The organism is Streptomyces sp. CCM_MD2014 (genome assembly GCF_000772045.1).
GTDB lineage: Bacteria > Actinomycetota > Actinomycetes > Streptomycetales > Streptomycetaceae > Streptomyces > Streptomyces salinarius.
The window spans coordinates 2,035,847-2,060,885 of record NZ_CP009754.1; the positions used below are offsets into that span (position 1 = coordinate 2,035,847).

General features: G+C 72.1%; 23 protein-coding genes. 20 read left to right on the forward strand and 3 right to left on the reverse strand.

Going from position 1 to position 25,039, the window contains the following annotated elements:
* Nucleotides 1-1,224 carry an ROK family protein gene (locus tag NI25_RS08865; RefSeq protein WP_061441924.1) on the reverse strand — a complete coding sequence of 408 codons (1,224 nt, stop codon included), beginning with the start codon at nt 1,222-1,224 and terminating at the stop codon, nt 1-3.
* A 210-nt stretch (nt 1,225-1,434) separates the two neighbouring features.
* On the opposite strand from NI25_RS08865, the gene NI25_RS08870 reads away from it, so the two are divergent.
* From NI25_RS08870 to NI25_RS08890, 5 genes are all read left to right on the forward strand, one after another.
* Nucleotides 1,435-3,243 (forward strand): peptide ABC transporter substrate-binding protein, encoded by a 1,809-nt coding sequence (locus tag NI25_RS08870; protein ID WP_061441925.1) that lies wholly within the window; start codon nt 1,435-1,437, stop codon nt 3,241-3,243.
* A gap of 64 nt (nt 3,244-3,307) precedes the next feature.
* The gene (locus NI25_RS08875; protein WP_061441926.1) at nt 3,308-4,267 is read left to right on the forward strand and encodes an ABC transporter permease; all 960 of its coding nucleotides are present in this window, start codon (nt 3,308-3,310) and stop codon (nt 4,265-4,267) included.
* The gene (locus NI25_RS08880; RefSeq protein WP_061441927.1) at nt 4,264-5,157 is read left to right on the forward strand and encodes an ABC transporter permease; all 894 of its coding nucleotides are present in this window, start codon (nt 4,264-4,266) and stop codon (nt 5,155-5,157) included. The genes NI25_RS08875 and NI25_RS08880 overlap by 4 nt, the downstream gene beginning before the upstream one ends.
* Nucleotides 5,154-6,878 carry a dipeptide ABC transporter ATP-binding protein gene (locus NI25_RS08885; protein WP_061441928.1) on the forward strand — a complete coding sequence of 575 codons (1,725 nt, stop codon included), beginning with the start codon at nt 5,154-5,156 and terminating at the stop codon, nt 6,876-6,878. The genes NI25_RS08880 and NI25_RS08885 overlap by 4 nt, the downstream gene beginning before the upstream one ends.
* Nucleotides 6,875-7,801: an ROK family protein gene (locus NI25_RS08890; protein WP_061441929.1), complete on the forward strand. Its 927-nt coding sequence runs from the start codon at nt 6,875-6,877 to the stop codon at nt 7,799-7,801. The genes NI25_RS08885 and NI25_RS08890 overlap by 4 nt, the downstream gene beginning before the upstream one ends.
* Before the next feature lie 31 nt (nt 7,802-7,832).
* On the opposite strand, the gene NI25_RS08895 is transcribed toward NI25_RS08890, so the two are convergent.
* A complete protein-coding gene (locus NI25_RS08895; protein ID WP_199560856.1) occupies nt 7,833-9,005 on the reverse strand; it encodes a YihY/virulence factor BrkB family protein in 1,173 nt (390 codons plus the stop codon).
* 100 nt (nt 9,006-9,105) lie between these two features.
* Between NI25_RS08895 and NI25_RS08900 the strand changes: the two genes are divergently transcribed.
* From NI25_RS08900 to NI25_RS08965, 15 genes are all read left to right on the forward strand, one after another.
* On the forward strand, nt 9,106-10,749 hold the full coding sequence (locus tag NI25_RS08900; RefSeq protein WP_061441930.1) for an acyl-CoA dehydrogenase family protein: 1,644 nt from the start codon (nt 9,106-9,108) through the stop codon (nt 10,747-10,749).
* Nucleotides 10,750-10,991: 242 nt separating this feature from the next.
* Nucleotides 10,992-12,281, forward strand: coding sequence for a GAF domain-containing protein (locus NI25_RS08905; protein WP_061441931.1), 1,290 nt, complete (start codon nt 10,992-10,994; stop codon nt 12,279-12,281).
* Between the two features lie 232 nt (nt 12,282-12,513).
* Nucleotides 12,514-13,827: a hypothetical protein gene (locus tag NI25_RS08910; RefSeq protein WP_061441932.1), complete on the forward strand. Its 1,314-nt coding sequence runs from the start codon at nt 12,514-12,516 to the stop codon at nt 13,825-13,827.
* 84 nt (nt 13,828-13,911) lie between these two features.
* On the forward strand, nt 13,912-14,484 hold the full coding sequence (locus NI25_RS08915; RefSeq protein WP_061441933.1) for a GNAT family N-acetyltransferase: 573 nt from the start codon (nt 13,912-13,914) through the stop codon (nt 14,482-14,484).
* A gap of 148 nt (nt 14,485-14,632) precedes the next feature.
* Nucleotides 14,633-14,716: a putative leader peptide gene (locus NI25_RS40615; RefSeq protein ID WP_309475039.1), complete on the forward strand. Its 84-nt coding sequence runs from the start codon at nt 14,633-14,635 to the stop codon at nt 14,714-14,716.
* A gap of 150 nt (nt 14,717-14,866) precedes the next feature.
* Nucleotides 14,867-16,564 (forward strand): nitrite/sulfite reductase, encoded by a 1,698-nt coding sequence (locus NI25_RS08920; RefSeq protein WP_061441934.1) that lies wholly within the window; start codon nt 14,867-14,869, stop codon nt 16,562-16,564.
* Nucleotides 16,561-16,740 carry a hypothetical protein gene (locus NI25_RS08925; RefSeq protein WP_061441935.1) on the forward strand — a complete coding sequence of 60 codons (180 nt, stop codon included), beginning with the start codon at nt 16,561-16,563 and terminating at the stop codon, nt 16,738-16,740. The genes NI25_RS08920 and NI25_RS08925 overlap by 4 nt, the downstream gene beginning before the upstream one ends.
* Nucleotides 16,737-17,447 carry a phosphoadenylyl-sulfate reductase gene (locus tag NI25_RS08930; RefSeq protein WP_061441936.1) on the forward strand — a complete coding sequence of 237 codons (711 nt, stop codon included), beginning with the start codon at nt 16,737-16,739 and terminating at the stop codon, nt 17,445-17,447. Before NI25_RS08925 ends, NI25_RS08930 begins: the two co-directional genes overlap by 4 nt.
* Before the next feature lies 1 nt (nt 17,448).
* Nucleotides 17,449-18,057, forward strand: coding sequence for an adenylyl-sulfate kinase (gene cysC, locus NI25_RS08935; RefSeq protein WP_078884563.1), 609 nt, complete (start codon nt 17,449-17,451; stop codon nt 18,055-18,057).
* The gene (gene cysD / locus NI25_RS08940) at nt 18,054-18,992 is read left to right on the forward strand and encodes a sulfate adenylyltransferase subunit CysD (RefSeq protein ID WP_061441938.1); all 939 of its coding nucleotides are present in this window, start codon (nt 18,054-18,056) and stop codon (nt 18,990-18,992) included. The genes cysC and cysD overlap by 4 nt, the downstream gene beginning before the upstream one ends.
* Nucleotides 18,993-18,994: 2 nt before the next feature.
* On the forward strand, nt 18,995-20,350 hold the full coding sequence (locus NI25_RS08945) for a sulfate adenylyltransferase subunit 1 (protein ID WP_061441939.1): 1,356 nt from the start codon (nt 18,995-18,997) through the stop codon (nt 20,348-20,350).
* Between the two features lie 233 nt (nt 20,351-20,583).
* Complete coding sequence (locus NI25_RS08950) at nt 20,584-21,687, forward strand: aliphatic sulfonate ABC transporter substrate-binding protein (RefSeq protein WP_061441940.1); 1,104 nt, start codon at nt 20,584-20,586, stop codon at nt 21,685-21,687.
* Nucleotides 21,688-21,720: 33 nt separating this feature from the next.
* A complete protein-coding gene (locus tag NI25_RS08955; protein WP_061441941.1) occupies nt 21,721-22,515 on the forward strand; it encodes an ABC transporter ATP-binding protein in 795 nt (264 codons plus the stop codon).
* Entirely contained in the window at nt 22,502-23,398 is an 897-nt protein-coding gene (locus tag NI25_RS08960) for an ABC transporter permease (RefSeq protein ID WP_061441942.1), read from the forward strand. Before NI25_RS08955 ends, NI25_RS08960 begins: the two co-directional genes overlap by 14 nt.
* Nucleotides 23,399-23,406: 8 nt before the next feature.
* A complete protein-coding gene (locus tag NI25_RS08965; protein WP_061441943.1) occupies nt 23,407-24,144 on the forward strand; it encodes a sirohydrochlorin chelatase in 738 nt (245 codons plus the stop codon).
* A gap of 16 nt (nt 24,145-24,160) precedes the next feature.
* Here the strand turns inward: NI25_RS08965 and NI25_RS08970 are convergent, their stop codons facing one another.
* A complete protein-coding gene (locus NI25_RS08970) occupies nt 24,161-24,709 on the reverse strand; it encodes a DUF1697 domain-containing protein (protein WP_061441944.1) in 549 nt (182 codons plus the stop codon).
* Nucleotides 24,710-25,039 lie beyond the last annotated feature (330 nt).

Genomic DNA, 25,039 nt, shown 5'->3' on the forward strand with positions numbered 1-25,039 from the left:
TCAGGCGGTGGTGGGGGTCTGGAACCGGTCCGGGTCCAGCTGGGCTCCGCCGACCTCGCGCAGGGCCTGGGCGAGCGCCCGCTGGAGGGCGAACTGTCCGGCGCCCAGGAGGCCCGCGTCGGCGCCGAGGACGGCGCGTTCGATGGCGAGGTGTTCGGTGACCAGCGGGTGGCAGCTCTCGTAGAGCTGGCTGCGGACGGCGGCGACGAAGGGTTCGACGGTGGAGAGGATGCCGCCCAGGTAGACGGCGTCCGGGTTGAAGAAGTTGACGTTCGCCGCGAGCACCTGGCCGAGGTAGTCCCCGGCCCTGCGCACCGCCCGGTTGGCCTCCGGGTGCGCGTCGGTGGCCAGCCGCACCACGTCCTCGGCCGTGCTGACGTCGACGCCCTCGTCGCGCAGCACCCGGACGAGGGCGGCACCGGAGGCGACCGTCTCCAGGCAGTCGGTGTTGCCGCAGGAACAGGGCATGCGGTCGCCGTGGGCGATGCGGATGTGGGTGATCTCCCCGGCCGCTCCCGTGCCGCCGCGGTAGAGCCGGCCGTCGACGAGGGCGGCGGCGCCGATCGCGGTGCCCGTCTTCACCATGATCACCTGCTGGTGGCGTCCCTTGCGGGCGGTGTGCTCGCCGACGGCCATGCAGTTGGCGTCGTTGTCGGCGACGGCGGGGACGGCGAAGCGCTCCCGGAGCCAGGACTCGACGGGGAAGCGGTTCCAGCCCGGCATGCGGGAGGGCTGCACGACGCGTCCCGTGGCGGTGTCGACCGGGCCGGGGAGGGAGAGGCCGACGCCGCGCAGCCGTGATCTGCCGTGGCGTTCGACCAGCTCGTCCAGGATGGCGGCGAGCCCGGACAGGGCCGCCTGCGGGCCGTCGGCGATCACCAGCGGCACGGTGGAGACGTCGCTGAGCTCGCCGCCCGGCAGGACGACGCCGACGCGGGCGTGCCGGCCGCCCAGGTCGGCGGCGACGGCGAACTCGTCCTGGCCGCCGAGTCTGAGCACCTTGCGCGGGCGCCCACCGGTGGAGGACTGGGTTCCTTCCTCGGCGACGAGACCGTGCTCGACGAGCTGGGCCACGGCCACCGAGACGCTGGAGGCGGCGGCGCCGAGCAGCTCGGCGAGCTGGGCCCGGGAGGTCGCCCGGCCGGAGGCGACGAGTTCGAGGGCGCGCGCCGCCAGCGCCGAGGTGCCCGCCGTCCGCCGGCCCCGCGTACTTATTTCATTCATGTACGTGCTTACTTCCCCATGGTCGGTCCGATGCAGACAGTACGCCTGAAACGCCGTTCCGGGAATGGTGATTAACCCAGTAAATCGCGGCGGGCACCGCGTCGGGACTTTTTTCAGAAACGGAGATACTTAGTTGTTACCCAACTTTGTTTGTACCCGCGCCGAGGCAGGCGTTAGCTGACCTCCACGCCATTCACCTGGAGGAGATACATGTCCCCTGCTCGCACAGCGTCACGCCGACGCCGGGCGCTCGTCGCCGGCGCATGCGCGGCCGTGGGTGTGCTGCTCAGCGGCTGCACGGGCGGTGTCTCCGCCCCCTCGGGCTCGAAGAACGAGATCAATTACGCGCTCCCGGCGAACTTCACACCCAACTGGATCGTTCCGATCGGAACACCCGGACACCTGAACACCAACAACTCCTCCATATCCCAGGTGATGTGGGAGCCCCTGATCGCCTACGACGGCTCCAGCGGCGAGATCGGCTGGAACAAGGACAACTCGCTGGCGACGGAGGCGGAGTTCGCCGCGGACAACAAGAGCGTCACCATCACCCTCGGCGACCGCCACTGGAGCGACGGCGAGCAGGTCACCTCCCGGGACGTCGAGTTCTGGTTCAACCTGGTCCGGGCGAACAAGAAGTCGTGGGCCAGCTACAGCCCGGGCAAGGCCCCGGACGTCTGGACCTCCTTCAAGACCCTCGACGACCGGCACTTCACGCTCGACTTCGACCGCGCCTACAACCGGCAGTGGATGCTCGCCAACGAGCTGAGCATGATCCGCCCGATGCCGCAGCACGTGTGGGACAGGACCGGCGACTCGGGCACGGTCTCCGACCTCGACCGCACCCCGGCCGGCGCCAAGAAGGTCTGGACGTACCTGATCGACGCCGGCAAGAAGATCTCCCACTACGCGAGCGACCCGCTGTGGAAGACGGTCAGCGGCCCGTACCGGCTCAAGTCCTTCTCCACCTCCGGCCGGGTCGAGCTGATCGAGAACGAGAAGTACGACGGCGGGGGCGCGGCCCACGTGAAGCAGATCAACCTGCTCTCCTTCACCACCGTGGCCGCCGAGGAGAACGCGCTGCGGGCCGGCACCGTCGACTACGGCTACATCAGGGCCTCCGACCTCGGGATCAAGAAGTCCTTCACGGACCTCGGCTACCACGTCGAGCGGTGGTCCGGCTGGGCCGTCACCTACATGCCGTACAACTTCAACAACCCCGAGATGGGCGCGGTCTTCCGGCAGTTGTACGCCCGGCAGGCCATCCAGATGTCCGTCGACCAGAAGACCCTGTCCGAGGTGCTCTACAACGGCACCGCGGTACCCACCTACGGCCCCGTCCCGCAGGGCCAGCCGTCGGCCTTCCTGTCGGACGAGCAGAAGGCGGAGCCGTACCCGTTCTCCAACTCCGAGGCGCGCAGGCTGCTGACGGACCACGGCTGGACCGAGCAGGACGGCACCATGGTGTGCACCTCACCGGGGACCGGCGAGGGGCACTGCGGCGAAGGCGTCGAGAAGGGCACCGAGTTCAGGATGCGGGTGCTCGCCCAGTCCGGCTCCACGGAGACGGACAACATGATGAGCGCCCTGCAGTCCTCCTTCGAGGAGACCGGCATCGACTTCGAGATCAAGACCGCCCCGGTCAACTCGGTCCTCTCGCAGACCGGGCAGTGCGAGGAGGACGACCCCGCCTGCAAGTGGCAGCTCTCCTTCTTCGGCAGCGCGGGCAGCTGGTACTTCCCCGCCTACCCCAGCGGCGACGCGCTCTTCGCCAGCGGCGGCGGCTCCAACTTCGGCAACTACTCCAACCCCGAAGTGGACGAGCTGATCGACCGCACCACCACCTCCTCGTCCTCCGACGCCATGCTCGCCTACAGCAAGGCCCTCGCCGAGGACCTGCCCGTGATCTGGCTCCCCGAGCCCGACTACCAGGTCTCCGTGATCAGGAACGGGCTCGGCGGATTCGCCCAGGACTCCCTCGCCAACTTCCACCCCGCCATGTGGGCGTGGACCGAGTGAGCCCGGGCCCGGCCCCGTTCACCCGCAGCCGCCCCGTCCTCCCCACCCAGTCACCCGGAAACCCATGAGCACATACTCCTTCCTGATCAGGCGCGTCCTGCAGGCGCTGGCGGTGGTCCTCCTCGTGACCGTCGTGGTGTTCTGCCTGCTGCACGCCCTCCCCGGGGGTCCCGCCCGCGGCATCCTCGGCCCGCAGGCCACCGCCTCGCAGATCGCCGCCTTCAACCACGAACAGGGGCTCGACAGGCCGCTGCCGGTCCAGTACCTGTACTTCCTGAACCAGCTGGTCCACGGCGATCTCGGCATGTCGTACACCCTCAACGAACCCGTCTCCCAGCTGATCACCGAGCGGCTGCCGAAAACGCTGCTGCTGACCGTCCTGTCGGCCGTCATCGGGCTGCTGTTCGCGGTGCCGCTCGGCGTGTGGCAGGCCGTCCGCCGCAACAAGCCGGTCGACTACGTCATCACCACGCTCAGCTTCGTCGCCTACTCCACCCCCGTGTACTTCCTCGGGCTGATCCTGGTCCTCGTCTTCAGCCAGGTCCTGCCCTGGTTCCCGGCCCAGGCGCCGCAGGGCAACGATGTCGCCGACATCCTCGCCCAGCCCCAGGGCCTGGTGCTGCCGGTGGTGGCCGGCGCGGCCACGATGGTCGCCGTCTTCAGCCGCTACATGCGCTCTGCCACGCTGGAGAACCTCACCGAGGACTACGTGCGCACGGCGCGGGCCGGCGGCTCCCGCCCCCGGGCCATCCTGACGCGGCACGTCTTCCGCAACTCGCTGACCCCCGTGGTGGCCATGCTCGGCTACTACGTCCCGGTCCTCTTCGGCGGCGCCCTGGTGGTGGAGCAGCTCTTCAACTACCCCGGGATGGGCCTGCTCTTCTGGACCGCCGCCCAGTCCTCCGACTACCCCGTGCTGCTGGGCTGCGTCCTGGTCATCTCGGTCGCCACGGTGACCGGCACCCTCCTGGCCGACATCCTGCAGCGCGTCATCGACCCCCGAGTGAAGGCAGGTCGGTCATGAGTTCCCTCACCTCCCTGGACGGTCTCGCGGCGACTCCCCCGCGCGCCGCCTCCGGCACCCGGCTCGCGGTCCGCCGCTTCCTGCGCAACCGCCTCGCCGTGGTGGGGCTCGGCGTCGTGGTCTTCTTCGTGCTGTTCTGCTTCGTGGGCCCCCTGGTCTACGAGACCGACCAGACCCACACGCTGCTCCAGCAGGTCAACCAGTCGCCCGGCGGCGCCCACTGGCTCGGCACCGACGCGGTCGGCCACGACGAGCTGGGCAGGCTGATGTACGGCGGCAAGGTCTCGCTGATCGTCGGCCTGTCGGCCGGTGTCCTCGCCACGGTCATCGGCACCCTGTGGGGCGCCGCGGCCGGCTACGCGGGCGGCTGGATCGACGCGGTCATGATGCGTGTGGTGGACGCGGGCATCGCCATTCCCGCCCTGTTCATCCTGCTGGTGGTCTCCGCGATCACCACCCCCGACCTGACCGGCCTCGTCCTCATCCTCGGTCTCATCTCCTGGCTCGTGCCCTCGCGCCTGGTGCGGGCCGAGACCCTGACCCTGAAGAACCGGGACTTCGTCCTCACCCTCCGCGCGATCGGCGGCTCGCACGGGCGGGCCATCGTCCGGCACATCCTGCCGAACTCGGTGTCGACCGTCATCGTGGCGGCCACCTTCCAGATCGCCGACGCGATCCTGCTGGTGGCGTACGTCTCCTACCTCGGCCTGGGCGTGCAGCCCCCGGCCACCGACTGGGGCGGCATGCTCTCGACCGGAATGACCGCCGCCTACTCGGGCCACTGGTGGCTGATCGTGCCGCCCGGCCTCGCCATCATCCTGGTGGTGTGGGCGTTCAACGCGATCGGAGACGGGCTCCGGGACGCATTCGACGTGAGGGGGCGCGCATGAGCGCCGTTCGACGCCCGGCCGCGCCCGCCGCCGGGGACCACATTCTCGACCTCGACGACCTGGGCGTCGTCTTCACCACGGAGACCGGCACGGTGCAGGCCGTGCGCGGCGTGTCCCTGCACGTCGCACCCGGCGAGACGCTCGCCCTGGTCGGCGAGTCGGGCTCGGGCAAGTCCACCGTCGCGCTGGCCGCGATGGGACTGCTCGCCGGCAACGCCCGGGCCACCGGACGGGCCGTCGTCGACGGCACCGACGTCGTCGGCGCCGACGAGGAGCGGCTGTCCCGGCTGCGCGGATCGACCGTCTCCATGGTGTTCCAGGAGCCGGCCACCGCCCTCGACCCGCTCACCCGGGTCGGCAAGCAGATAGCCGAGGTGATCCGCAACCACCACCGCGACGTCTCCGCGGCGGACGCCGCCGCGCGCGCCGTCGAACTGCTGCGCCGGGTCGGCATCCCCGAGCCCGAGCAGCGGGCCCGCTCCTACCCGTTCCAGCTCTCCGGCGGCCAGCGCCAGCGCGTCGTCATCGCCATGGCCATCGCCAACGACCCGGCGCTGCTCATCGCCGACGAGCCCACCACCGCGCTCGACGTGACCGTGCAGGCCGAGATCCTCGACCTGCTGCGGCGGCTGGCGGCCGAGACCGGCACGGGTGTCCTGCTGGTCACCCACAACATGGGGGTCGTCGCGGACTTCGCCGACCGGGTCGCGGTGATGTACCAGGGCGCCGTCGTGGAGACCGGGCCGGTCGAGGACGTACTGCTGCGCCCCTCGCACGACTACACCAAGCGGCTGCTGTCCGCCGTGCCGCGGCTCTCGGTGGCGGAGCCGGGCGAGGGCCGGGCGGACGAACGGGACGCGACGCCCCCCGAGGCCTCGGGGGCACCCGCGGTGGAGCTGACGGACGTCTCGGTGGTCTTCGGCCGCGGGAAGCACGCGGTCCACGCCCTGAAGGGCGTGTCCTTCGCCGTGCACCCCGCAGAGACCCTCGGCCTGGTCGGCGAGTCGGGCTCCGGCAAGTCCACCGCCTCCCGGGTGGCGCTCGGCCTGATCACCCCGACGGCCGGCTCCGTCACCCTGTTCGGCGCCGACCTGGCCCGCACCCGTGCGCGGGCCCGGCGGGCGCTGCGGGCCGGCATCGGCGTCGTCCTCCAGGACCCGGTCGCCTCGCTCGACCCCCGGATGACGGTCGGCGAATGCGTCGCGGAACCGCTGCGGGTGCACCGCCGGAGACTGTCCGGCAGGGAACGGGAGGCCCTGGTCGCCGAGGTCCTCGACCGGGTCCGGCTGCCTCGGGAGGTGGCCCGGCGGGCGCCGCGCGAACTGTCCGGCGGCCAGCGCCAGCGGGTGAGCCTCGCGCGCGCCCTGGTCCTCGAGCCGCGGCTGCTGGTGGCGGACGAACCCACCAGCGCGCTGGACGTGAGTGTGCAGGAGGCGGTCCTCGAAGTGATCCGCGAGCTGCAGGGGGAGCTGGGCTTCGCCTGTCTGTTCGTCTCCCACGACCTGGCCGTCGTACAGCAGTTCGCGCGCCGGGTGGTCGTGATGCGGGCGGGGCGGGCCGAGGAGCAGGGGCTCACGTCGGCCACGCTGCGGCACCCGGAGACCGACTACACCCGGCGCCTGCTGGCGGCGGTGCCCGTGCCCGACCCCGTGGTCCAGCGCGGCCGCAGGGCGGAGCGGCTGGCGACGCTCGCCGCCGGGCGGACGGAGGAGCGGGCGTGAGCGGTGCCGACGCCCCGGTCTTCGCCGGGGTCGACATCGGGGGCACCACCACGCAGGTGGTGCTCTGCGATGCGGAACTGAGGGTGCTCGACCGCGCGGAGGTGGCCACTCCGGCCCGTTCCGGCGGCCGGGCGATGATCGACGCGGTACTCGACGCGCTCGCCGTCGTACGGGCGCGCACGCCCGGCCGGACGGCCGCCGTCGGGGTGGGCGCGGCCGGGGTGGTCGACGCCGCCTCCGGGCACGTCCTGGTGGCGAGCGACTCGTTCACCGACTGGGCCGGCTTCCCCGTGGCCGCCGCCCTGCGCGACGCGCTGGGCGTCCCCGCCTTCCTCGACAACGACGTCAACGCGTTCCTGCGCGGCGAGATCGCGTGCGGTGCGGCGGCGGGCGAGGAGGACGTCCTCGGCATGACCCTGGGCACCGGCGTCGGCGGGGCGTTGTGGACGGGCGGCGAGCTGCGTGCCGGAGCCCACGGTGCGGCCGGCGAGATCGGCCACATCCCCGGCTTCGGCGACCTGCCGTGCACCTGCGGCGGCCGCGGCCACCTGGAGACGCTGGCCTCGGCCCGGTCCCTTCGGGCCCGCTACGGCGAGCGCACCGGGCGGGAGCTGACCGCCCGCGAGGTGGCCGAGGCGGCCCGGGACGGGGACGCCGACGCCCACGCCGTGTACGCGGCGGCGGGTGCCGGCATCGCCCGCGCGATCGTGATGACCGCGGGCCTCGTCGACATCGGCACGGTCGTGATCGGGGGCGGTGTCAGCGGCGCCTGGCCGCTGCTCGAACCGCTGATCCGGGAGCGGCTGGCCGCCGAGCCGCCGATCAGCGGCCACCCCGTCAAGCTGCTGCGGGCGTCCCTGGGGGCCGACGCGGTACCGCTGGGCGCGGCGGCGCGGGCACGGCACGAGCTGGCCGCACGCTGATCCCGCGCCGCGCCCGCCCCGGCCCGGCGTACTAGGAGGCCTCGGGCTTGTCGTGGCCGTGGCCGTCGTCGTGGTGGCCGTGGCTGTGGTTGTGGTGCGCGGGCGGCGGGTTCTTCCCGTGGGTGCGCAGGCGGGCCGTGACGTCCTCGGGGGGCAAAAAGCGGGACCAGCGTTCCGGGAACTCGGAGGGCATGTCGGGGTCGCCCTCGCCGTTCGCGGAGGTCCGGGCCACGTACTCGGCGACCTGGGCCTGGCGCAGCCGCTCGTTGGCCTCGCGGGCCGCGGCGGTCGCGGCGGCCGGCCAGACCCGGTCGATGGCCGCGTTGACCGCCGCGCCGACGAGCACCGCGAACGCGGACACGCCGATCCACAGCAGCACGGCGACGGGCGCGGCCAGGGAGCCGTAGATGGTGGGGCCCTCGACGGTGCTGGTGAGGTAGATGCGCAGCAGGAAGCTGCCCAGCACCCACATGGCGAGGGCCACCAGCGCGCCGGGGACGTCCTCGATCCACGGGGAGCGGACGGGGACGGAGACGTGGTACAGCGTGGTCAGGAAGGCCACGGAAAGGATGATGACGACGGGCCAGTACAGGACCTGGACGACCGTCGTCGACCACGGCACGATGCGCACCACGGCGTCCGGTCCCGCCACCATCAGCGGCAGCGCGACCGACCCGATGAGCAGGGCCACGATGAAGAGGAGGAAGGCCATCAGGCGGGTGCGGACGATGCCCCGGACGCCGTCGAGGCCGTACATCACGGTGATCGTGTCGATGAAGACGTTCACCGCGCGGGAGCCCGACCACAGGGCGAACAGGAAGCCGATGGAGATGACGTCCGGCCGGCCGCCCTTCATCACGTCGTCCAGGATCGGCTCGGTGATCTGCTTGACGCCCTTCTCGGAGAGCACCGCGCGGGAGGCGTCCAGGATGTTGTTCCGCAGGCTCTCGGTGGTGTCGGCGCCGATCCAGGAGTCGACGTAGCCGAGCAGCCCGAGGAGGCTCAGCAGCAGGGGCGGAACCGAGAGCAGGGTGAAGAACGCGGCCTCGGCGGCCAGGCCGAGGATGCGGTACTCCATGCACGAGTTGACCGTGTCCTTGAGCAGCAGCCAGGCGGTCCTGCGTTTGGAGACGTTCCGGTACAGAACCCGGGCGCGGTGGAGCCGGCCCGAGGGCCGTTCGGGGGAGTCACTTGCTGGCTGCACGCCCTAAAGGTATCCGGCGCGGCGGCCGGCACTCATCCGCGGACGCCCGGTGATCCCGTACCGGGCCCGCCGGGGTCGCGCGCGCGGTAGGTTCACGTCCATGGCAGGCAGTACCCACACCGTGACGAATCAGGCGCCGCCGCTGACCGGCTACGACGTCTTCACCGCCGACCGGGCCCTGACGGAGGCGGTCGAGCGGCATCTGCCGGCGGAGCTGCGGGAGGAGGCGCTGGCCGAGCTGTCGGGGACGGGTCGCGGCTGCGGGGCGCTCCAGACCCAGGAGTGGGGGGCGCAGGCCAACGCGAGTCCTCCGGTGCTGCGCACCCACGACCGGTACGGGCACCGCGTCGACGAGGTCGACTTCCACCCCGCCTGGCACCGGCTGCTCGGCAAGGGCGTCTCGGCGGGCCTGACCGACGCCTGGTCGCGTCCGGGCGGGCACGTGCGGCGTGCGGCCGGGTTCCTGATGTGGACGCAGGTGGAGGCGGGGAACTGCTGTCCGCTGTCGATGACGCACGCGGCGGTGCCCGCCCTGCGCGCCGACCCCGAACTGGCCGCCGAGTGGGTGCCGCGGCTGACCTCCCGGGTCTACGACCGGGAGCTGCGGCCGGCCCGCCTGAAGGCCGGGGTGCTGTTCGGGATGGGCATGACGGAGAAGCAGGGCGGCAGCGACGTACGGGCGAACACCACGTCGGCGCGGCCGCTGGCCGAGGCCGGGACGTACGCGCTGACCGGGCACAAGTGGTTCTGCTCGGCGCCCATGTCGGACGGCTTCCTGGTGCTGGCCCGGGCGCCCGGGGGGCTGACCTGCTTCCTGGTGCCGCGCGTCCTGGCGGACGGCACCCGCAACGTCTTCCTGATCCAGCGGCTCAAGGACAAGCTGGGCAACCGGTCCAACGCCTCGGCGGAGGTCGAGTTCGCCGGGACGTGGGCGCGCCGGGTCGGCGAGGAGGGGCGCGGGGTGGCCACCGTCATCGAGATGGTGGCGGCGACCCGGCTCGACTGCGTGCTGGGCTCGGCGGGGCTGATGCGGCAGGCGGTGGCGCAGGCGGTGCACCACTGCGGATACCGCGAGGCGTTCGGCGGGAAGCTGGCCGACAAGCCGCTGATGCGCAACGTGCTCGCGGACCTCGCGGTCGAGTCGGAGGCGGCGACCGTCCTCGGGATGCGGCTGGCGGCCGCCTACGACGCCGCCGGGGCCGGGGACGAGCGGGAACGGGCGCTGCTGCGGCTCGCGGTGCCGGCGGCCAAGTACTGGGTGACCAAGCGCTGCGCGCCGGTCGCGGTGGAGGCGGCCGAGTGCCTGGGCGGCAACGGGTACGTCGAGGAGTCCGGGCTGCCCCGGCTGGTGCGCGAGTCGCCGCTGAACTCGGTCTGGGAGGGCGCCGGCAACGTGCAGGCGCTGGACGTGCTGCGGGCGCTGGGGCGCGAACCGGCGGCGCTGGACGCGTATCTGACGGAGGTGGGCGCGGCGCGCGGGGCCGATCACCGGCTGGACGCGGCGATCCGGGACCTGCTGACGGAGCTGGCCGACCTCGCGGCCGCCGAGGGACGGGCGCGGCTCCTGGCGGAGCGGCTGGCGCTGGTGCTGCAGGGCGCGCTGCTGGTGCGGTACGCGCCGCCGGAGGTGGCCGACGCGTTCTGCGCCTCGCGACTGGGCGGCGACGGGGGTGCGGCATTCGGCACGCTGCCGCCGACGCTGGACCTCGCGGCGGTGGTGGATCGGGCGCGGCCCGTGGTCTGATTCCGGCCGCGTGGCGCGGGGGTGGTGCTGCGCCGACACGGCACCACCCCCGCCACACGGGCCTGTTCAGGCCGCGTACGCCGCTCGGGACGGCGCGGTTCAAGTTTGGACACCCGCGGGACCGTCCACCAGGGTTGCAGGGGGTTGCAACTTGCGGTCGGCTGTGTGCGGACTGTGCCCGTCCGGCGTGGGCAACCGGTCAGTATGAGACGAACAATCGGCTTCCGGAAGGACGAGGTCCCGTGGCGCTCTCGCCCATGGACGTGACGCAGTTCGCCGCCGTCGACACGGCGCGTGCGGCGCGGATGCTCAGCGAGGTCCGCTCCGCGAGACTCTCGGGCGGGCGGGCGCCGGTGGCGCCGCGGCCGGTGATCGAGCAGTCCTGGGACCGGATGCTGCGCAGCGGCGTCGATCCGGAGCACGACTTCCGCTCCGGGCTGCTGGCGCCGGAGGAGGTGCGGCGGCGGCGCGAGGCCTCCCCGCTGCGGCACGTCCTGCCGGTGCTGCGGGAGGCGCTGCTGTCGGTGGCCGACGTGGCGCACCACATCATGGTGGTCGCGGACGAGGACGGCCGGGTGCTGTGGCGGGAGGGGAGCGCGCGGGTGCTGCGCCGGGCCGACGGGCTCGGGTTCGAACTCGGGGCGGACTGGCGGGAGGAGGTGGTCGGCACCAACGGCCTGGGGACTCCGGCGGTGACCCGGCGGCCCGTACAGGTCTTCGCCTCCGAGCACTTCGTGCGGTCCCAGGCGACCTGGACCTGTGCCGGGGCGCCGATCACCGACCCGCGCAGCGGACGGCTGCTCGGGGTGGTCGACGTGAGCGGGCCGCTGGAGACGATGCATCCGGCCACGCTGGCCTGGGTGGACTCGGTGGCCAAGCTGGCGGAGGCCCGGCTGCGGGAACTGCACACGCAGTCGCTGGAGCGGTTGCGGGCGGTGGCCGCGCCGGTGCTGGCCCGGCTGGAGGGGCGGGCGCTGGTGGCGGACCGGGACGGCTGGACGGCGGCGGTGACGGGGATGCCGTACCTGGAGCGGGTGGTGCTGCCCAAGTCGCCGGAGGCGGGAGCGCGGTGGCTGCCGGCGTTCGGGGCGTGCACGGTGGAGCCGCTGGCGGAGGGCTGGCTGGTGCGGGCGGCGGCGGGGCCGGTGCCCCAGGGCACCGTCCGGATCGTGCTGGACCTCGGCCACCCGCGCCGGTGGTCGGTGCGGGTGCTGGGCGGCGCGGAGGACTGGGCGCGGGAACTGAGCCCACGGCACGCGGAGTTGCTGTACCTGCTGGCGGTGCACCGGGGTGGGCGCAGCGCCGCCGGACTGGCCGAGGACATGTTCGGCGACCCGGCCCGCACGGTGACGGTACGGGCGGAGATGTCGCGGGTACGGAGGTACCTCGGGGCCTACCTGGAGCACCGGCCGTATCGTTTCTGCGACGACGCGGAGGTCGAGGTCCTGCTCCCGGCCGACCCGCGCGACCTGCTCCCCCACTCCACGGCACCGGCGGTGGCCGAGGCACGGGCGACGGCGACGGTGCCGTGACCGGAGCCCGCGGCGCCGGCGCAGGGCGGGACGGTGGAATCCCGCCTCGTACCGCCCCCGACGAGGAAGACGACCCGGATGGCCGTAAAGACGGGTTGATTCCGCATATTTGCATCGTCTGCGTCCACCGGGCGGTCCGTCTGTCGTAGCATCCTCTACGGACCGCCTCATCCGCTCCTCGGTCAACGCGTCCACCGTCGAGCACAGTTGGTCCGGTGTCCGTGGAGGTTGTATGAAGCAGCGCGGCAGACACCGCCGGCGCAGACGGGGCAGGGCGCTGCGCGCGGCCCTGACCGGCGCTGCGCTCGCGCTGACCGGCGCGGCCACACTGATCAGCGCCTCGCAGGCCACGGTCGCCGACGACCCCGGCACCCTCGAGCCCCTCACCTCCGCCGCCGACACCGCGGCGCTGCGGCTGACCGAGCACCGGGTGCCGGCGGCCTGGCTGGACCGGCTCTCCGCCGCGATGGGCGACCCGGTGGGCGTCGGCACCGTCCTCGACTCCGCCGACCGCACCCTGCGCGACGCCGACGACTGCACGGCCGGGGAGCGGGAGGCGCTGCCGGTCTCCCCCGCCGCCACCCGCGCCTACTGCTGGGACGAGGCCGACACCGACGGCTGGCGTCCCGGCGCCGTCACCACCTCCGGGGACGCCGAGGAGGACGGCCGCTGGGGCGGCCACCGCGTCATCGTCTCCGCCTGGTCCCGCGACGACGGCACACCCCAGGGCGGTCTCGCCCGGGTCTCCTTCGTCAACGCCGACGACCCCGGGCGGCTCGGCTACACCTCGGCACTCCTCGCCGTCCCGGTCGACGGCGGTCACGACTACCGCGGCCTCGCCTCCCCCGTCACCGGCATGGTCTGGTACCGCGACAAGCTCCTGGTCACCGCGGCAGCCGGGGACCGCGACGCGCTGTACGTGTACGACGTGCAGCGCGTCCAGCGCGCCACCACCTCGGCGGACGCCGTCGGCCGGGTGCCCGGCGGCTGGGCGGCGGGCGGCCACCGGTACGTGCTGCCCGCCATCGCCTCCTACCGGCTCCCCGACCTCGACGGCGCCGCCCGCCCCGGCGCGATCTCCCTGGACCGCGGCACCACTCCCGACAGCCTGGTCGCGAGCGAGCACGTGGACGCGGACGGCGACCGGCCCACCCGGCTGTGGCGCTACGCCCTGCGCGCCGGCACCGACCCCGAGCGCGGCGGGCTGCCCGTCACGGACTCCGCCGGGCACGTGAACGCGGTGGAGGCGTACGAGACCGGGGCGGCCGAGGTCGGCGGCGTACTGTCGTACCGTCCGCCCGGCGCGACACGGACCGACTGGTACCTGGGACGCGCGGCCGGCGGGCAGGACGGACGCGGCACCCTCTGGCGCCAGGACACGGAGGGCGCGCGGGCGTCGGAATGCGGCGCGGACCGGTCGCAGCAGTGCTGGAGCGGGCCGGCGGGTTCGCTGTCGTACTCGGCGCCGACCGGCGAGGTCTGGTCCCAGTCCGGCCGGATGCTGTTCGCGCTGCCGATGGCGTCGATCGAGGACGCGCTCGACTGACGCGCCGTCGCCGTCGCCCGCGTCGCACCGGCCCGCCCGGGCGGGGATCGACAGACCCGCGGAGCGGATGATTCCCTGACCGGCATGACCAACATCGCCGTGACCACGTGGTCCCTGGAGCAGACGGCGCCGACCGATCTGCTGCCGGCCGCCGCCCCGGAGGGGGACGTCCGGATCGTCCGCTCCGAGGTGCCCTCCCCCGAGTTCAGCCGCTTCCTGTACGCCTCGGTCGGCGGCGACATCCGCTGGACGGACCGGCTCGGCTGGAGCTACGCCCGCTGGCGGGAGCACCTGGAGCGGCCGGGCGTGGAGACCTGGGTCGCCTACGACCGCGGCACGCCCGCCGGATACGTGGAGCTGACCCCGGGGGACGACGGCGTGGTGGAGATCGAGTACTTCGGCCTGATCAAGGCCTTCCGCGGCCGGCGCATCGGGGGCCACCTCCTCTCGTACGGCACCGCCCGCGCCTGGGACCTCGCGGAGCGCTGGCCGGGGCTGGCCACCACGAAGCGGGTCTGGCTGCACACCTGCAGCAAGGACGGCGAGTACGCCATGGACAACTACCAGCGCCGCGGCTTCCGGCTGTTCGACACGAAGGTGGAGGAAGAGGCGGACGTGGCCACTCCGGGTCCGTGGCCCGGGGCCTTCCCCGCCTGACCTGCACCGACACGTCTGTTTTCGGCCGTCTGCCCGGTCGGCACCGCGTATGTGACCAACGACACCCTTGTCTCGCACAATGAGACAAGGGTGTCCACATTTCGGATTAAGCTGGACCTGGTCCAGATCGCCATGCCAGTCTTCCGACATGCCTGGAACTGGAATTGCCTTGGTGAGTCGGCGCCACGTCGACCTCGGCCGCATGTCCAGCGCCATCTGTCCGGGCCGCTGAGAGTACCCTCCAGCACCTCCGGAACCCCCGCATTCACCCCGCTCCCGCGCAATGACGCGCACGCGTGTCTCACGTACGCCCACGTAGTGCCATGCGCCATGCGCGCAGGTCAGAGCCGCTTTCCGCCTGTTCTCAAAGGACGTGTCAACCATGGCCGCCACTCCGCCGAAGCCTGCTGCCGCGAGCCCCCGCCGCAAGGTGAGCCGTCACCGCGGCGAGGGCCAGTGGGCGGCCGGGCACTTCACCCCGCTCAACGGCGCCGAGCAGTTCAAGAAGGACGACGACGGTCTCAACGTGCGGACACGTATTGAGACGATCTACTCCAAGCGCGGCTTCGACTCCATCGACCCCAACGACCTGCGCGGACGCTTCCGCTGGTGGGGCCTGTACACCCAGCGCCGCCCCGGCATCGACGGCGGCCGCACCGGTCTGCTGGAGCCGGAGGAGCTCGAGGACCAGTACTTCATGATGCGCGTCCGCATCACCGGCGGGCGGCTCACCACCGAGCAGCTGCGGACCATCGGCGAGCTCTCCGAGACCTACGCTCGCGGCACCGCCGACATCACCGACCGGCAGAACATCCAGTTCCACTGGGTCCGCATCGAGGACGTGCCCACGATCTGGGAACGGCTGGAAGCCGTCGGCCTGTCCACCACCGAGGCGTGCGGCGACTGCCCGCGCGGCATGCTCGGTTCCCCGGTGGCCGGCGTCGCCGAGGACGAGATCATCGACGGCACGGCCGCCCTGGACGAGATCGCCCGCCGCTACCTCGGCGACCCGCGCTTCTCCAACCTGCCGCGCAAGTACAAGACGGCGGTCTCCGGTTCCCCGCTGCTGGACGTCGCCCACGAGATCAACGACATCTCCTTCGTGGGCGTGGTCCACCCCGAGCACGGTCCCGGCTTCGACCTGTGGGTCGGCGGCGGTCTGTCCACCAACCCCAAGTTCGGTGTGCGGCTGGGCGCCTGGGTGCCCGAGTCCGAGGTCCCGGACGTGTGGGAGGGCGTCACCTCGATCTTCCGCGACCACGGCTACCGGCGGCTGCGCAACCGCGCGCGCCTGAAGTTCCTCGTCGCCGACTGGGGCCCGGAGAAGTTCCGCCAGGTGCTCGAGGACGACTACCTGGGCCGCAAGCTGATCGACGGCCCGGCACCCGAGATGCCCGCGCAGCAGTGGCGCGACCACATCGGTGTGCACCGCCAGAAGGACGGCCGCTTCTACGTCGGCTTCGCCCCGCGCGTGGGACGCATGGACGGTTCCGTGCTCACCAAGGTCGCCGAGCTGGCCGAGAACCACGGCTCGGGCCGGGTCTCCACCACCGTCGAGCAGAAGATGATCGTCCTCGACGTGCCCGGCGACCGGGTCGACTCGCTCGTGGAGTCCCTGGAGGCGCTCGACCTGCGGGTCAAGCCGTCGCCGTTCCGGCGCGGCACGATGGCCTGCACCGGCATCGAGTTCTGCAAGCTCGCCATCGTCGAGACCAAGGAGCGCGGCAGCGACCTGATGGACGAACTCGAGCGCCGGATGCCCGAGTTCGACGAGCCCATCACCATCAACATCAACGGCTGCCCGAACGCCTGCGCCCGCATCCAGACCGCGGACATCGGCCTCAAGGGCCAGCTGATGACCGACGCCGAGGGCCGTCAGGTCGGCGGCTACCAGGTGCACCTGGGCGGCGCCCTCGGCCTGGAGCCGAGCTTCGGCCGCAAGGTGCGCGGACTGAAGGTGACCTCCGACGACCTGCCCGACTACATCGAGCGCGTCCTCAGGCGCTTCCAGGCCGAGCGCGAGGACGGCGAGCGCTTCGCCGCCTGGGCGGCCCGGGCCTCCGAGGAGGCCCTGTCGTGAGCGAGCGCGCCGCGCCCTTCTACTGCCCCTACTGCGGCGACGAGGACCTGCGTCCCGGTGAGCAGGGCCACGGCGCCTGGGAATGCGGGGCGTGCAACCGCGCATTCCAGTTGAAGTTCCTCGGGCTGCTGGCCCGGGGCCTTCAGCCCGACTCCACGGGAGGGGAACCGACATGACCGCGGTTCAGGAAGAACGTACGACCGAGGACCTCAGGGCGCTGGCCGAGCGGGCGGGCCGTGAACTGGAGGACGCCACGGCGCTGGAGATCCTCCGGTGGGCGGCCGAGACCTTCGGCAACCGGTTCTGCGTGACCTCCTCCATGGAGGACGCGGTCGTCGCCCACCTCGCCTCCCGCGCCCTGCCGGGCGTGGACGTGGTGTTCCTCGACACCGGCTACCACTTCCCCGAGACCATCGGCACCCGCGACGCGGTCGAGGCCGTCATGGACGTGAACGTCATCACGCTCACCCCGCGCCAGACGGTCGCCGAGCAGGACGCCGAGTACGGCCCGAGGCTGCACGACCGCGACCCCGACCTGTGCTGCGCGCTGCGCAAGGTGAAGCCGCTGGAGGAGGGCCTGAAGGGCTACCAGGCCTGGGCGACCGGGCTGCGCCGCGACGAGTCGGAGACCCGGGCGAACACGCCGGTCGTCGGCTGGGACGAGAAGCGGGGCAAGGTGAAGATCTCCCCCATCGCCAAGTGGTCACAGGAAGATGTGCAAACGTACGTCACCGAGCACGGCGTCCTCACCAACCCGCTGCTGATGGACGGCTATGCCTCCGTGGGCTGCGCGCCCTGCACCCGCCGTGTGCTGGAGGGCGAGGACGCCCGCGCCGGACGCTGGGCGGGCCGCTCGAAGACCGAGTGCGGACTGCACGGCTGACATGACGACCGCCAAGGGACCGACGGCCACCGGGCCGACGACCACCGGACCATCGAGATCCAGGGAGAACCACGTGACGACCGGAGCCACCGTCTGGCTCACGGGGCTGCCCAGCGCCGGCAAGACCACCATCGCCCGCGAGCTGGCCGACCGTCTGCGGGAGGAGGGCCGGCGCGTCGAGCTGCTCGACGGCGACGAGATCCGCGAGTTCCTCTCGGCCGGCCTCGGCTTCGACCGCGCGGACCGGCACACCAACGTGCAGCGCATCGGCTTCGTCGCCGAACTGCTCGCCCGCAACGGCGTCACGGCACTGGTCCCGGTGATCGCGCCGTACGCGGACAGCCGCGAGGCGGTCCGCGAGCGCCACGAGGCGAACGGCACGGCGTACGTCGAGGTGCACGTGGCCACCCCCGTCGAGGTGTGCTCGGTGCGCGACGTGAAGGGCCTGTACGCCAAGCAGGCCGCGGGCGAGCTGACCGGCCTCACCGGGGTGGACGACCCCTACGAGGAGCCCGTCAAGCCCGACCTGCGCATCGAGTCGCAGGACCAGACCGTCCAGGAGTCCGCCGCGGCGGTCCACGCCCTGCTCACCGAAAGGGGACTGGCATGACGACGACCGCCGAAGCGGCGCGGGAGGGTACGGCCGGCCCGTACGCCCTCTCCCACCTCGACGCGCTCGAATCCGAGGCCGTGCACATCTTCCGCGAGGTGGCGGGCGAGTTCGAGCGGCCGGTGATCCTCTTCTCCGGCGGCAAGGACTCGATCCTGATGCTGCACCTGGCGCTGAAGGCGTTCGCCCCGGCGGCCGTGCCGTTCTCCCTGCTGCACGTCGACACCGGGCACAACTTCCCGGAGGTCCTGGAGTACCGCGACCGCACGGTGGCCAGGCACGGGCTGCGGCTGCACGTCGCCTCCGTGCAGGACTACATCGACCGCGGGGTGCTCAAGGAGCGCCCGGACGGCACCCGCAACCCGCTGCAGACGCTGCCGCTGACCGAGAAGATCCAGGCGGAGAAGTTCGACGCCGTCTTCGGCGGCGGGCGCCGCGACGAGGAGAAGGCGCGGGCCAAGGAGCGGGTGTTCTCGCTGCGGGACGAGTTCTCCCAGTGGGACCCGCGCCGCCAGCGCCCCGAGCTGTGGAACCTGTACAACGGCCGGCACGCCCCCGGCGAGCACGTCCGCGTCTTCCCGCTGTCCAACTGGACGGAGCTGGACGTGTGGCAGTACATCGCCCGCGAGGGCATCGAACTGCCGCAGATCTACTACGCCCACGAGCGCGAGGTCTTCGCCCGCTCCGGCATGTGGCTGACGGCCGGTGAGTGGGGCGGTCCGAAGGACGGCGAGACGATCGAGAAGCGGCGCGTCCGCTACCGCACCGTCGGCGACATGTCCTGCACCGGCGCCGTCGACTCCGACGCCGACACCATCGAGAAGGTCATCGCCGAGATCGCCGTCACCCGGCTCACCGAACGCGGCGCCACCCGCGCCGACGACAAGATGTCCGAGGCCGCGATGGAAGACCGCAAGCGCGAGGGGTACTTCTAGACATGACCAGCACCACTGAACCCGCCGAGCCGCTGTCGGTCTGGCAGCTGTCGGAGACGACCCTGCTGCGGTTCGCCACCGCCGGCTCGGTCGACGACGGCAAGTCCACGCTGGTCGGCCGCCTCCTGCACGACTCCAAGTCGGTCCTCACCGACCAGCTCGAGGCCGTCGAGCGGGCCTCCGCGAGCCGCGGCCAGGACGCCCCGGACCTCGCACTGCTCACCGACGGCCTCAGGGCCGAGCGCGAGCAGGGGATCACCATCGACGTGGCCTACCGCTACTTCGCCACCCCGCGCCGCCGGTTCATCCTGGCCGACACCCCCGGGCACGTGCAGTACACGCGGAACATGGTCACCGGCGCCTCCACCGCCGAGCTGACGGTGATCCTGGTCGACGCCCGCAACGGCGTCGTCGAGCAGACCCGCCGGCACGCCGCGATCGCCGCCCTGCTGCGCGTCCCGCACGTCGTCCTCGCCGTCAACAAGATGGACCTGGTCGACTACCAGGAGTCCGTGTTCGCGGCCATCGCCGAGGAGTTCACGGCGTACGCCACCGAACTGGGCGTCCCCGAGGTCACCGCGATCCCCATCTCGGCGCTCGAGGGCGACAACGTGGTGGAGCCGTCGGCGGTCATGGACTGGTACGGCGGCCCGACGGTGCTCGAACACCTGGAGACCGTCCCGGTCAGTCACGACCTGGCGCACTGCCACGCCCGGCTTCCCGTGCAGTACGTGATCCGCCCGCGCACCGCCGAGCACCCCGACTACCGCGGCTACGCGGGCCAGATCGCCGCCGGCACCTTCCGCGTGGGCGACGAGGTCACCGTGCTGCCCTCGGGCCGCACCTCGAAGGTGTCCGGCATCGACCTGCTCGGCAAGCCCGTCGAGGCCGCCTGGACGCCGCAGTCGGTGACGCTGCTCCTCGAGGACGACATCGACATCTCCCGCGGCGACCTGATCGTGCCCCGCGAGGACGCCCCGGCCACCAGCCAGGACGTCGAGGCCACCGTCTGCCACGTCGCCGACGCGCCGCTCACCGTGGGCCACCGGGTGCTGCTCAAGCACGGCACCCGCACCGTCAAGGCGATCGTCAAGGACATCCCGGCCCGGCTCACGCTGGACGACCTGTCCCTGCACCCGCACCCCGGGCAGCTCGTCGCCAACGACATCGGCCGGGTGAAGATCCGCACCGCCGAGCCGCTGCCCGCCGACTCCTACGCCGACTCGCGGCGCACCGGCTCGTTCATCCTGATCGACCCGTCCGACGGCACCACGCTCACCGCCGGCATGGCCGGCGAGTCCTTCGCCGCGCCGGAGCCCGTGAAGGCTGCGGCTGACGACGACGGGTGGGATTTCTGAGCATGGGCTCCCCCGACTTCTACTCCACGTTCGCCAAGGAGGGCGGCCGCGTCGGCAGCGGCGCCGAGGGCAGCGGACAGGGCGGAGTGGCGCGATGTGCGCGGTGACGTACGCGCACCGCTCGCGCGCCCTCACCCCCCACAGCCGAAGACCTGCCGACCTCCCGGCCACGACCTGACACCTCGGACGAACCGACAGGCGTGCGTGCCGGACCAACGAGAGGAACCCCTCCCGTGCCTGCCACCTCCGCCCTGCGCCGCACACTGGCGGTCATAGCCGCCCTGCCCCTCCTGACGCTGGCCGCCTGCGGCTACGGCTCGCAGGCGAAGGACGACGACACCGCGAAGATCGCCGCGGGCGCCGAGAAGATCGACGGTCTCGACTCCGTCCGGATCGGGTACTTCGGCAACATCACGCACGCCACGCCCCTGGTCGCCCACCAGAAGGGCTTCTTCCAGAAGGCGCTGGGCGGCACCGAGGCCAAGTACGCGGTCTTCAACGCGGGTCCGTCCGAGATCGAGGCGCTGAACTCGGGATCCATCGACATCGGCTGGATCGGCCCCTCCCCGGCGATCAACGGGTACACCAAGTCAGGCGGCAAGAACCTGCGCATCATCGGCGGTTCGGCCTCGGGCGGCGTGAAGCTGGTGGTGAACCCGGACAGGATCAAGTCCCTGAAGGACGTCAAGGGCAAGCGCATCGCCACCCCGCAACTGGGCAACACGCAGGACGTGGCCTTCCTCAACTGGGTCGCCGAGCAGGGCTGGAAGGTCGACGCGCAGAGCGGCAAGGGCGACGTGACGGTCGTCCGCAGTGACAACAAGGTGACCCCGAACGCCTACAAGTCCGGTTCCGTCGACGGCGCGTGGGTGCCGGAGCCGACCGCGTCCCGGCTGGTCGCCGAGGGCGGCAAGGTACTGCTCGACGAGTCGACGCTGTGGCCGGACGAGAAGTTCGTGATCACGAACATCATCGTGTCGCAGAAGTTCCTCGAGGAGCACCCCAAGGCCGTGGAGGCGGTTCTCGGGGCGTCGGTCGACACCAACGAGTGGATCACCGCCCACCCGGACGAGGCGAAGGCCGCGGCCAACGCCCAGCTGGAGGAGGACTCCGGCAAGGCGCTGCCCGCCGACGTGCTGGACCCGGCCTGGGAGTCGATCAAACTCACCGACGACCCGCTGGCCGCCACCCTCGACGCCGAGGCCGAGCACGCCGTGAAGGCCGGTCTGCTGGAGCGGCCCGACCTGAACGGCATCTACGACCTCACGCTGCTGAACAAGGTCCTCAAGGCCAAGGGCAAGCCCGCGGTCGACGACGCCGGGCTCGGCGTCGAGTAAAGCCCGGATCCGACCACCCAGGAGGTGACGACCATGGCCACGACCACGACCCTCGCCAAGGCCGCCCACGGCACCGAGCCGGCCGCGTACGCCGCCCGGATCGAGCACGTCTCGAAGTCCTTCGCGGGCCCCGCCGGGCAGCAGCTCGTCCTGGACGACATCACCCTCGATGTCGCACCCGGCGAGTTCGTCACCCTCCTGGGCGCCTCCGGCTGCGGCAAGTCCACGCTGCTGAACCTGGTGGCCGGCCTGGACCGGCCCAGCGCGGGCGCCATCAGCACGGACGGGCGGCCCGCCCTGATGTTCCAGGAGCACGCCCTGTTTCCGTGGCTGACCGCGGGCAAGAACATCGAACTCGCCCTGAGACTGCGGGGCGTGGCCAAGTCCGAGCGCCGCGACAAGGCGGAGGAGCTGCTCGAACTCGTCCGTCTCAAGGGCGCGTACGGCAAGCGCGTGCACGAACTGTCGGGCGGGATGCGCCAGCGGGTAGCGATGGCCCGGGCGCTCGCGCAGGAGAGCAAGCTGCTGCTGATGGACGAGCCGTTCGCGGCGCTGGACGCCATCACGCGGGACGTGCTGCACGACGAGCTGACCCGCATCTGGCGCGAGACGCGGCTGTCCGTGCTGTTCGTGACGCACAACGTGCGCGAGGCCGTGCGGCTGGCCGAGCGGGTCGTCCTGCTGTCCTCGCGTCCCGGACGGGTGGCGCGCGAGTGGACGGTCGGCATCGAGCACCCGCGCCGTATCGAGGACACCGCCGTGGCGGAGCTGTCCGTCGAGATCACCGAAGAACTGCGTGGGGAGATCCGCCGCCATGGCCAGCACTGACACGACCCGCCCCGCGAAGGAGAGCGGCGATCTCGCCGGTCTGGAGGCGGGCCTGGACGCACTGGAGACGGTGCAGCAGGGACGCAAGCCCTTCCGGCAGACCTTCGTGGAGAAGATCCTGCCCCCGGCCGTCGCCGTGCTCCTGGTACTGGCGGTCTGGCAGGGCCTGGTCTCCTTCGGGATCGTCGACGACCCGACCAAGCTGCCCGCCCCCTCCGACGTGTGGGACGTGGTGCACCAGGCCTGGCTCCAGGGCGAGTTGCTCGGCTACATCTGGACCAGTGTCTCGCGCGGCCTGCTCGGCTTCTGCTTCGCGCTGCTCATCGGCACGCCGCTGGGCCTGCTGGTGGCGCGGGTGAAGTTCGTGCGCGCCGCGATCGGCCCGATCCTCTCCGGCCTCCAGTCGCTGCCGTCGGTGGCCTGGGTGCCGCCGGCCGTGATCTGGCTGGGCCTGAACAACTCGATGATGTACGCCGTCATCCTGCTCGGCGCGGTTCCCTCCATCGCCAACGGCCTGGTGTCCGGGGTCGACCAGGTCTCCCCGATCTTCCTGCGGGCGGGCCGCACCCTGGGCGCGACGGGGCTGAAGGGCACCTGGCACATCGTGCTGCCTGCCGCGCTGCCCGGCTATGTGGCGGGGCTCAAGCAGGGCTGGGCGTTCTCCTGGCGCTCGCTGATGGCCGCCGAGATCATCGCCTCGTTCCCGGACCTGGGCGTGGGCCTCGGGCAGCTGCTGGAGAACGGCCGCAACGCCAGCGACATGGCCATGGTCTTCGAGGCCATCCTGCTGATCCTGATCGTCGGAATCGCCATCGACCTGCTGATCTTCAGCCCGCTGGAGCGCTGGGTGCTGCGCAGCCGCGGTCTGCTGGTGAAGGGCTGAGGTACGCCATGTCCGCGCCGGTGCTTCTCGTCGTCGCCCACGGCAGCCGCGACCCGCGGCACGCCGCGACCGTGCACGCCCTGGTCCGCCGGGTGCGGGCACTGCGTCCGGACGTACGGGTGGAGACCGGTTTCCTGGACTTCAACGTCCCCTCCGTGCAGGGGGTGCTGGAGTCCCTGGAGACCGAGGGCGTGCGGGACGTGGTGGCCCTCCCGCTGCTGCTGACCCGCGCCTTCCACGCCAAGGCGGACATCCCCGCGGTCCTAGCGGCGGCGCCGCCGCGCCTGAGGATCCGGCAGGCCGAGGTGCTCGGTCCCTCGCCGCTGCTGCTGTCGGCGCTGGAACGGCGGCTGTACGAGGCGGGCCTGACGCCCGCCGACAAATCCTCGACCGGGGTCGTGCTGGCCTCGGCGGGGTCCTCCGACCCGGAGGCGATCGCAGTGATCGCTGAAATCGCGCGGGAGTGGCGGCACACCGGTTGGTGCGCCGTGCGGCCTGCGTTCGCCTCCGCATCCCTTCCGCGCACCGAGGACGCGGTCCGGCACCTGCGTGCGCTGGGCTGCGCGCGCGTCGCCGTCGCCCCGTACGTCCTGGCGCCCGGTTTCCTGCCGGACCGTATCGCCCGGGGCGCGGCCGGGGCGGACGTGCTGGCGGACGTCCTGGGTCCCGCGCCGGAGGTGGCGCGGGTCGTGCTGGAGCGGTACGACGCGGCGCGGGTGCCGGTGGCCCTGGCGGTCGGGGCCTGAGGCCTCCGGGGGCTCGTCAGGCGCGCGTCAGCTCCACCAGTTTGGTGACCGTGTTCCAGTTGCGGCTGGTGGCGATCAGTCCCTTGTTGACGCGGGGCTTGCCCAGGGCCTCGGCGAGCTTGGAGCGGCCGAGCCCGTCCGGTGCGTAGAGGTACAGGGCGCGGTCGCCGAGGCGGAACTCCTCCGGGTGGAAGGCCGGTGCGTCGATCGCCGCGAAGCGGTCCGCGTCGACCGGCGCGGAGAAGTAGGTGACGTGCAGCTGCCTGGCCTCCAGTTCGGCGGCCGGGAAGGGGCACGCCTCGACGACCCCCTTCAGATAGGCGTGGTTGCGCACGATCACGTCCACCGGGAAGCCGAACCGCTTCTCGATCGCCTCCGCCAGTTCCGCGGCCAGGGACTCCTCGCCACCGTGGTCGGACGCGAAGACGGCCTGTCCGCTCTGCAGATGGGTGCGTACGGCGTCGTGTCCGAGGGAGGTGAGCAGCGCGCGCAGGTCGGCCATCGGGACCTTGCGGCTGCCGCCCACGTTGACCCCGCGCAGCAGCGCCGCGTACATCGTCGTCATCCGCACACCATAGAACGGCCGTCGTGCCCCGTGGGGGCGGGCACGACGGCCGGGTCCGCGCGCCGGGCGCACGTGCGCGTCACTCTCGCCGATGCGGTGCGCGGGGTTCAACCACTACACACGCCTGTGACTTAATCAACAACTCTTCCCATAACTGCGGCGCGCCACCGAACCCTGATCGCGGCCCCTGGCAGCCCCCGGTAGATGTAAGGGGCCGGGATCCTCCTCAGCGGTGAGTGCGGCGGTACGGAGGGATGAGGGCGGCGCCGTCGCACGTCACCGGAGAGCACGACGCCACGGCCTTACGCGGCCCATACCTTCGAATCGCAA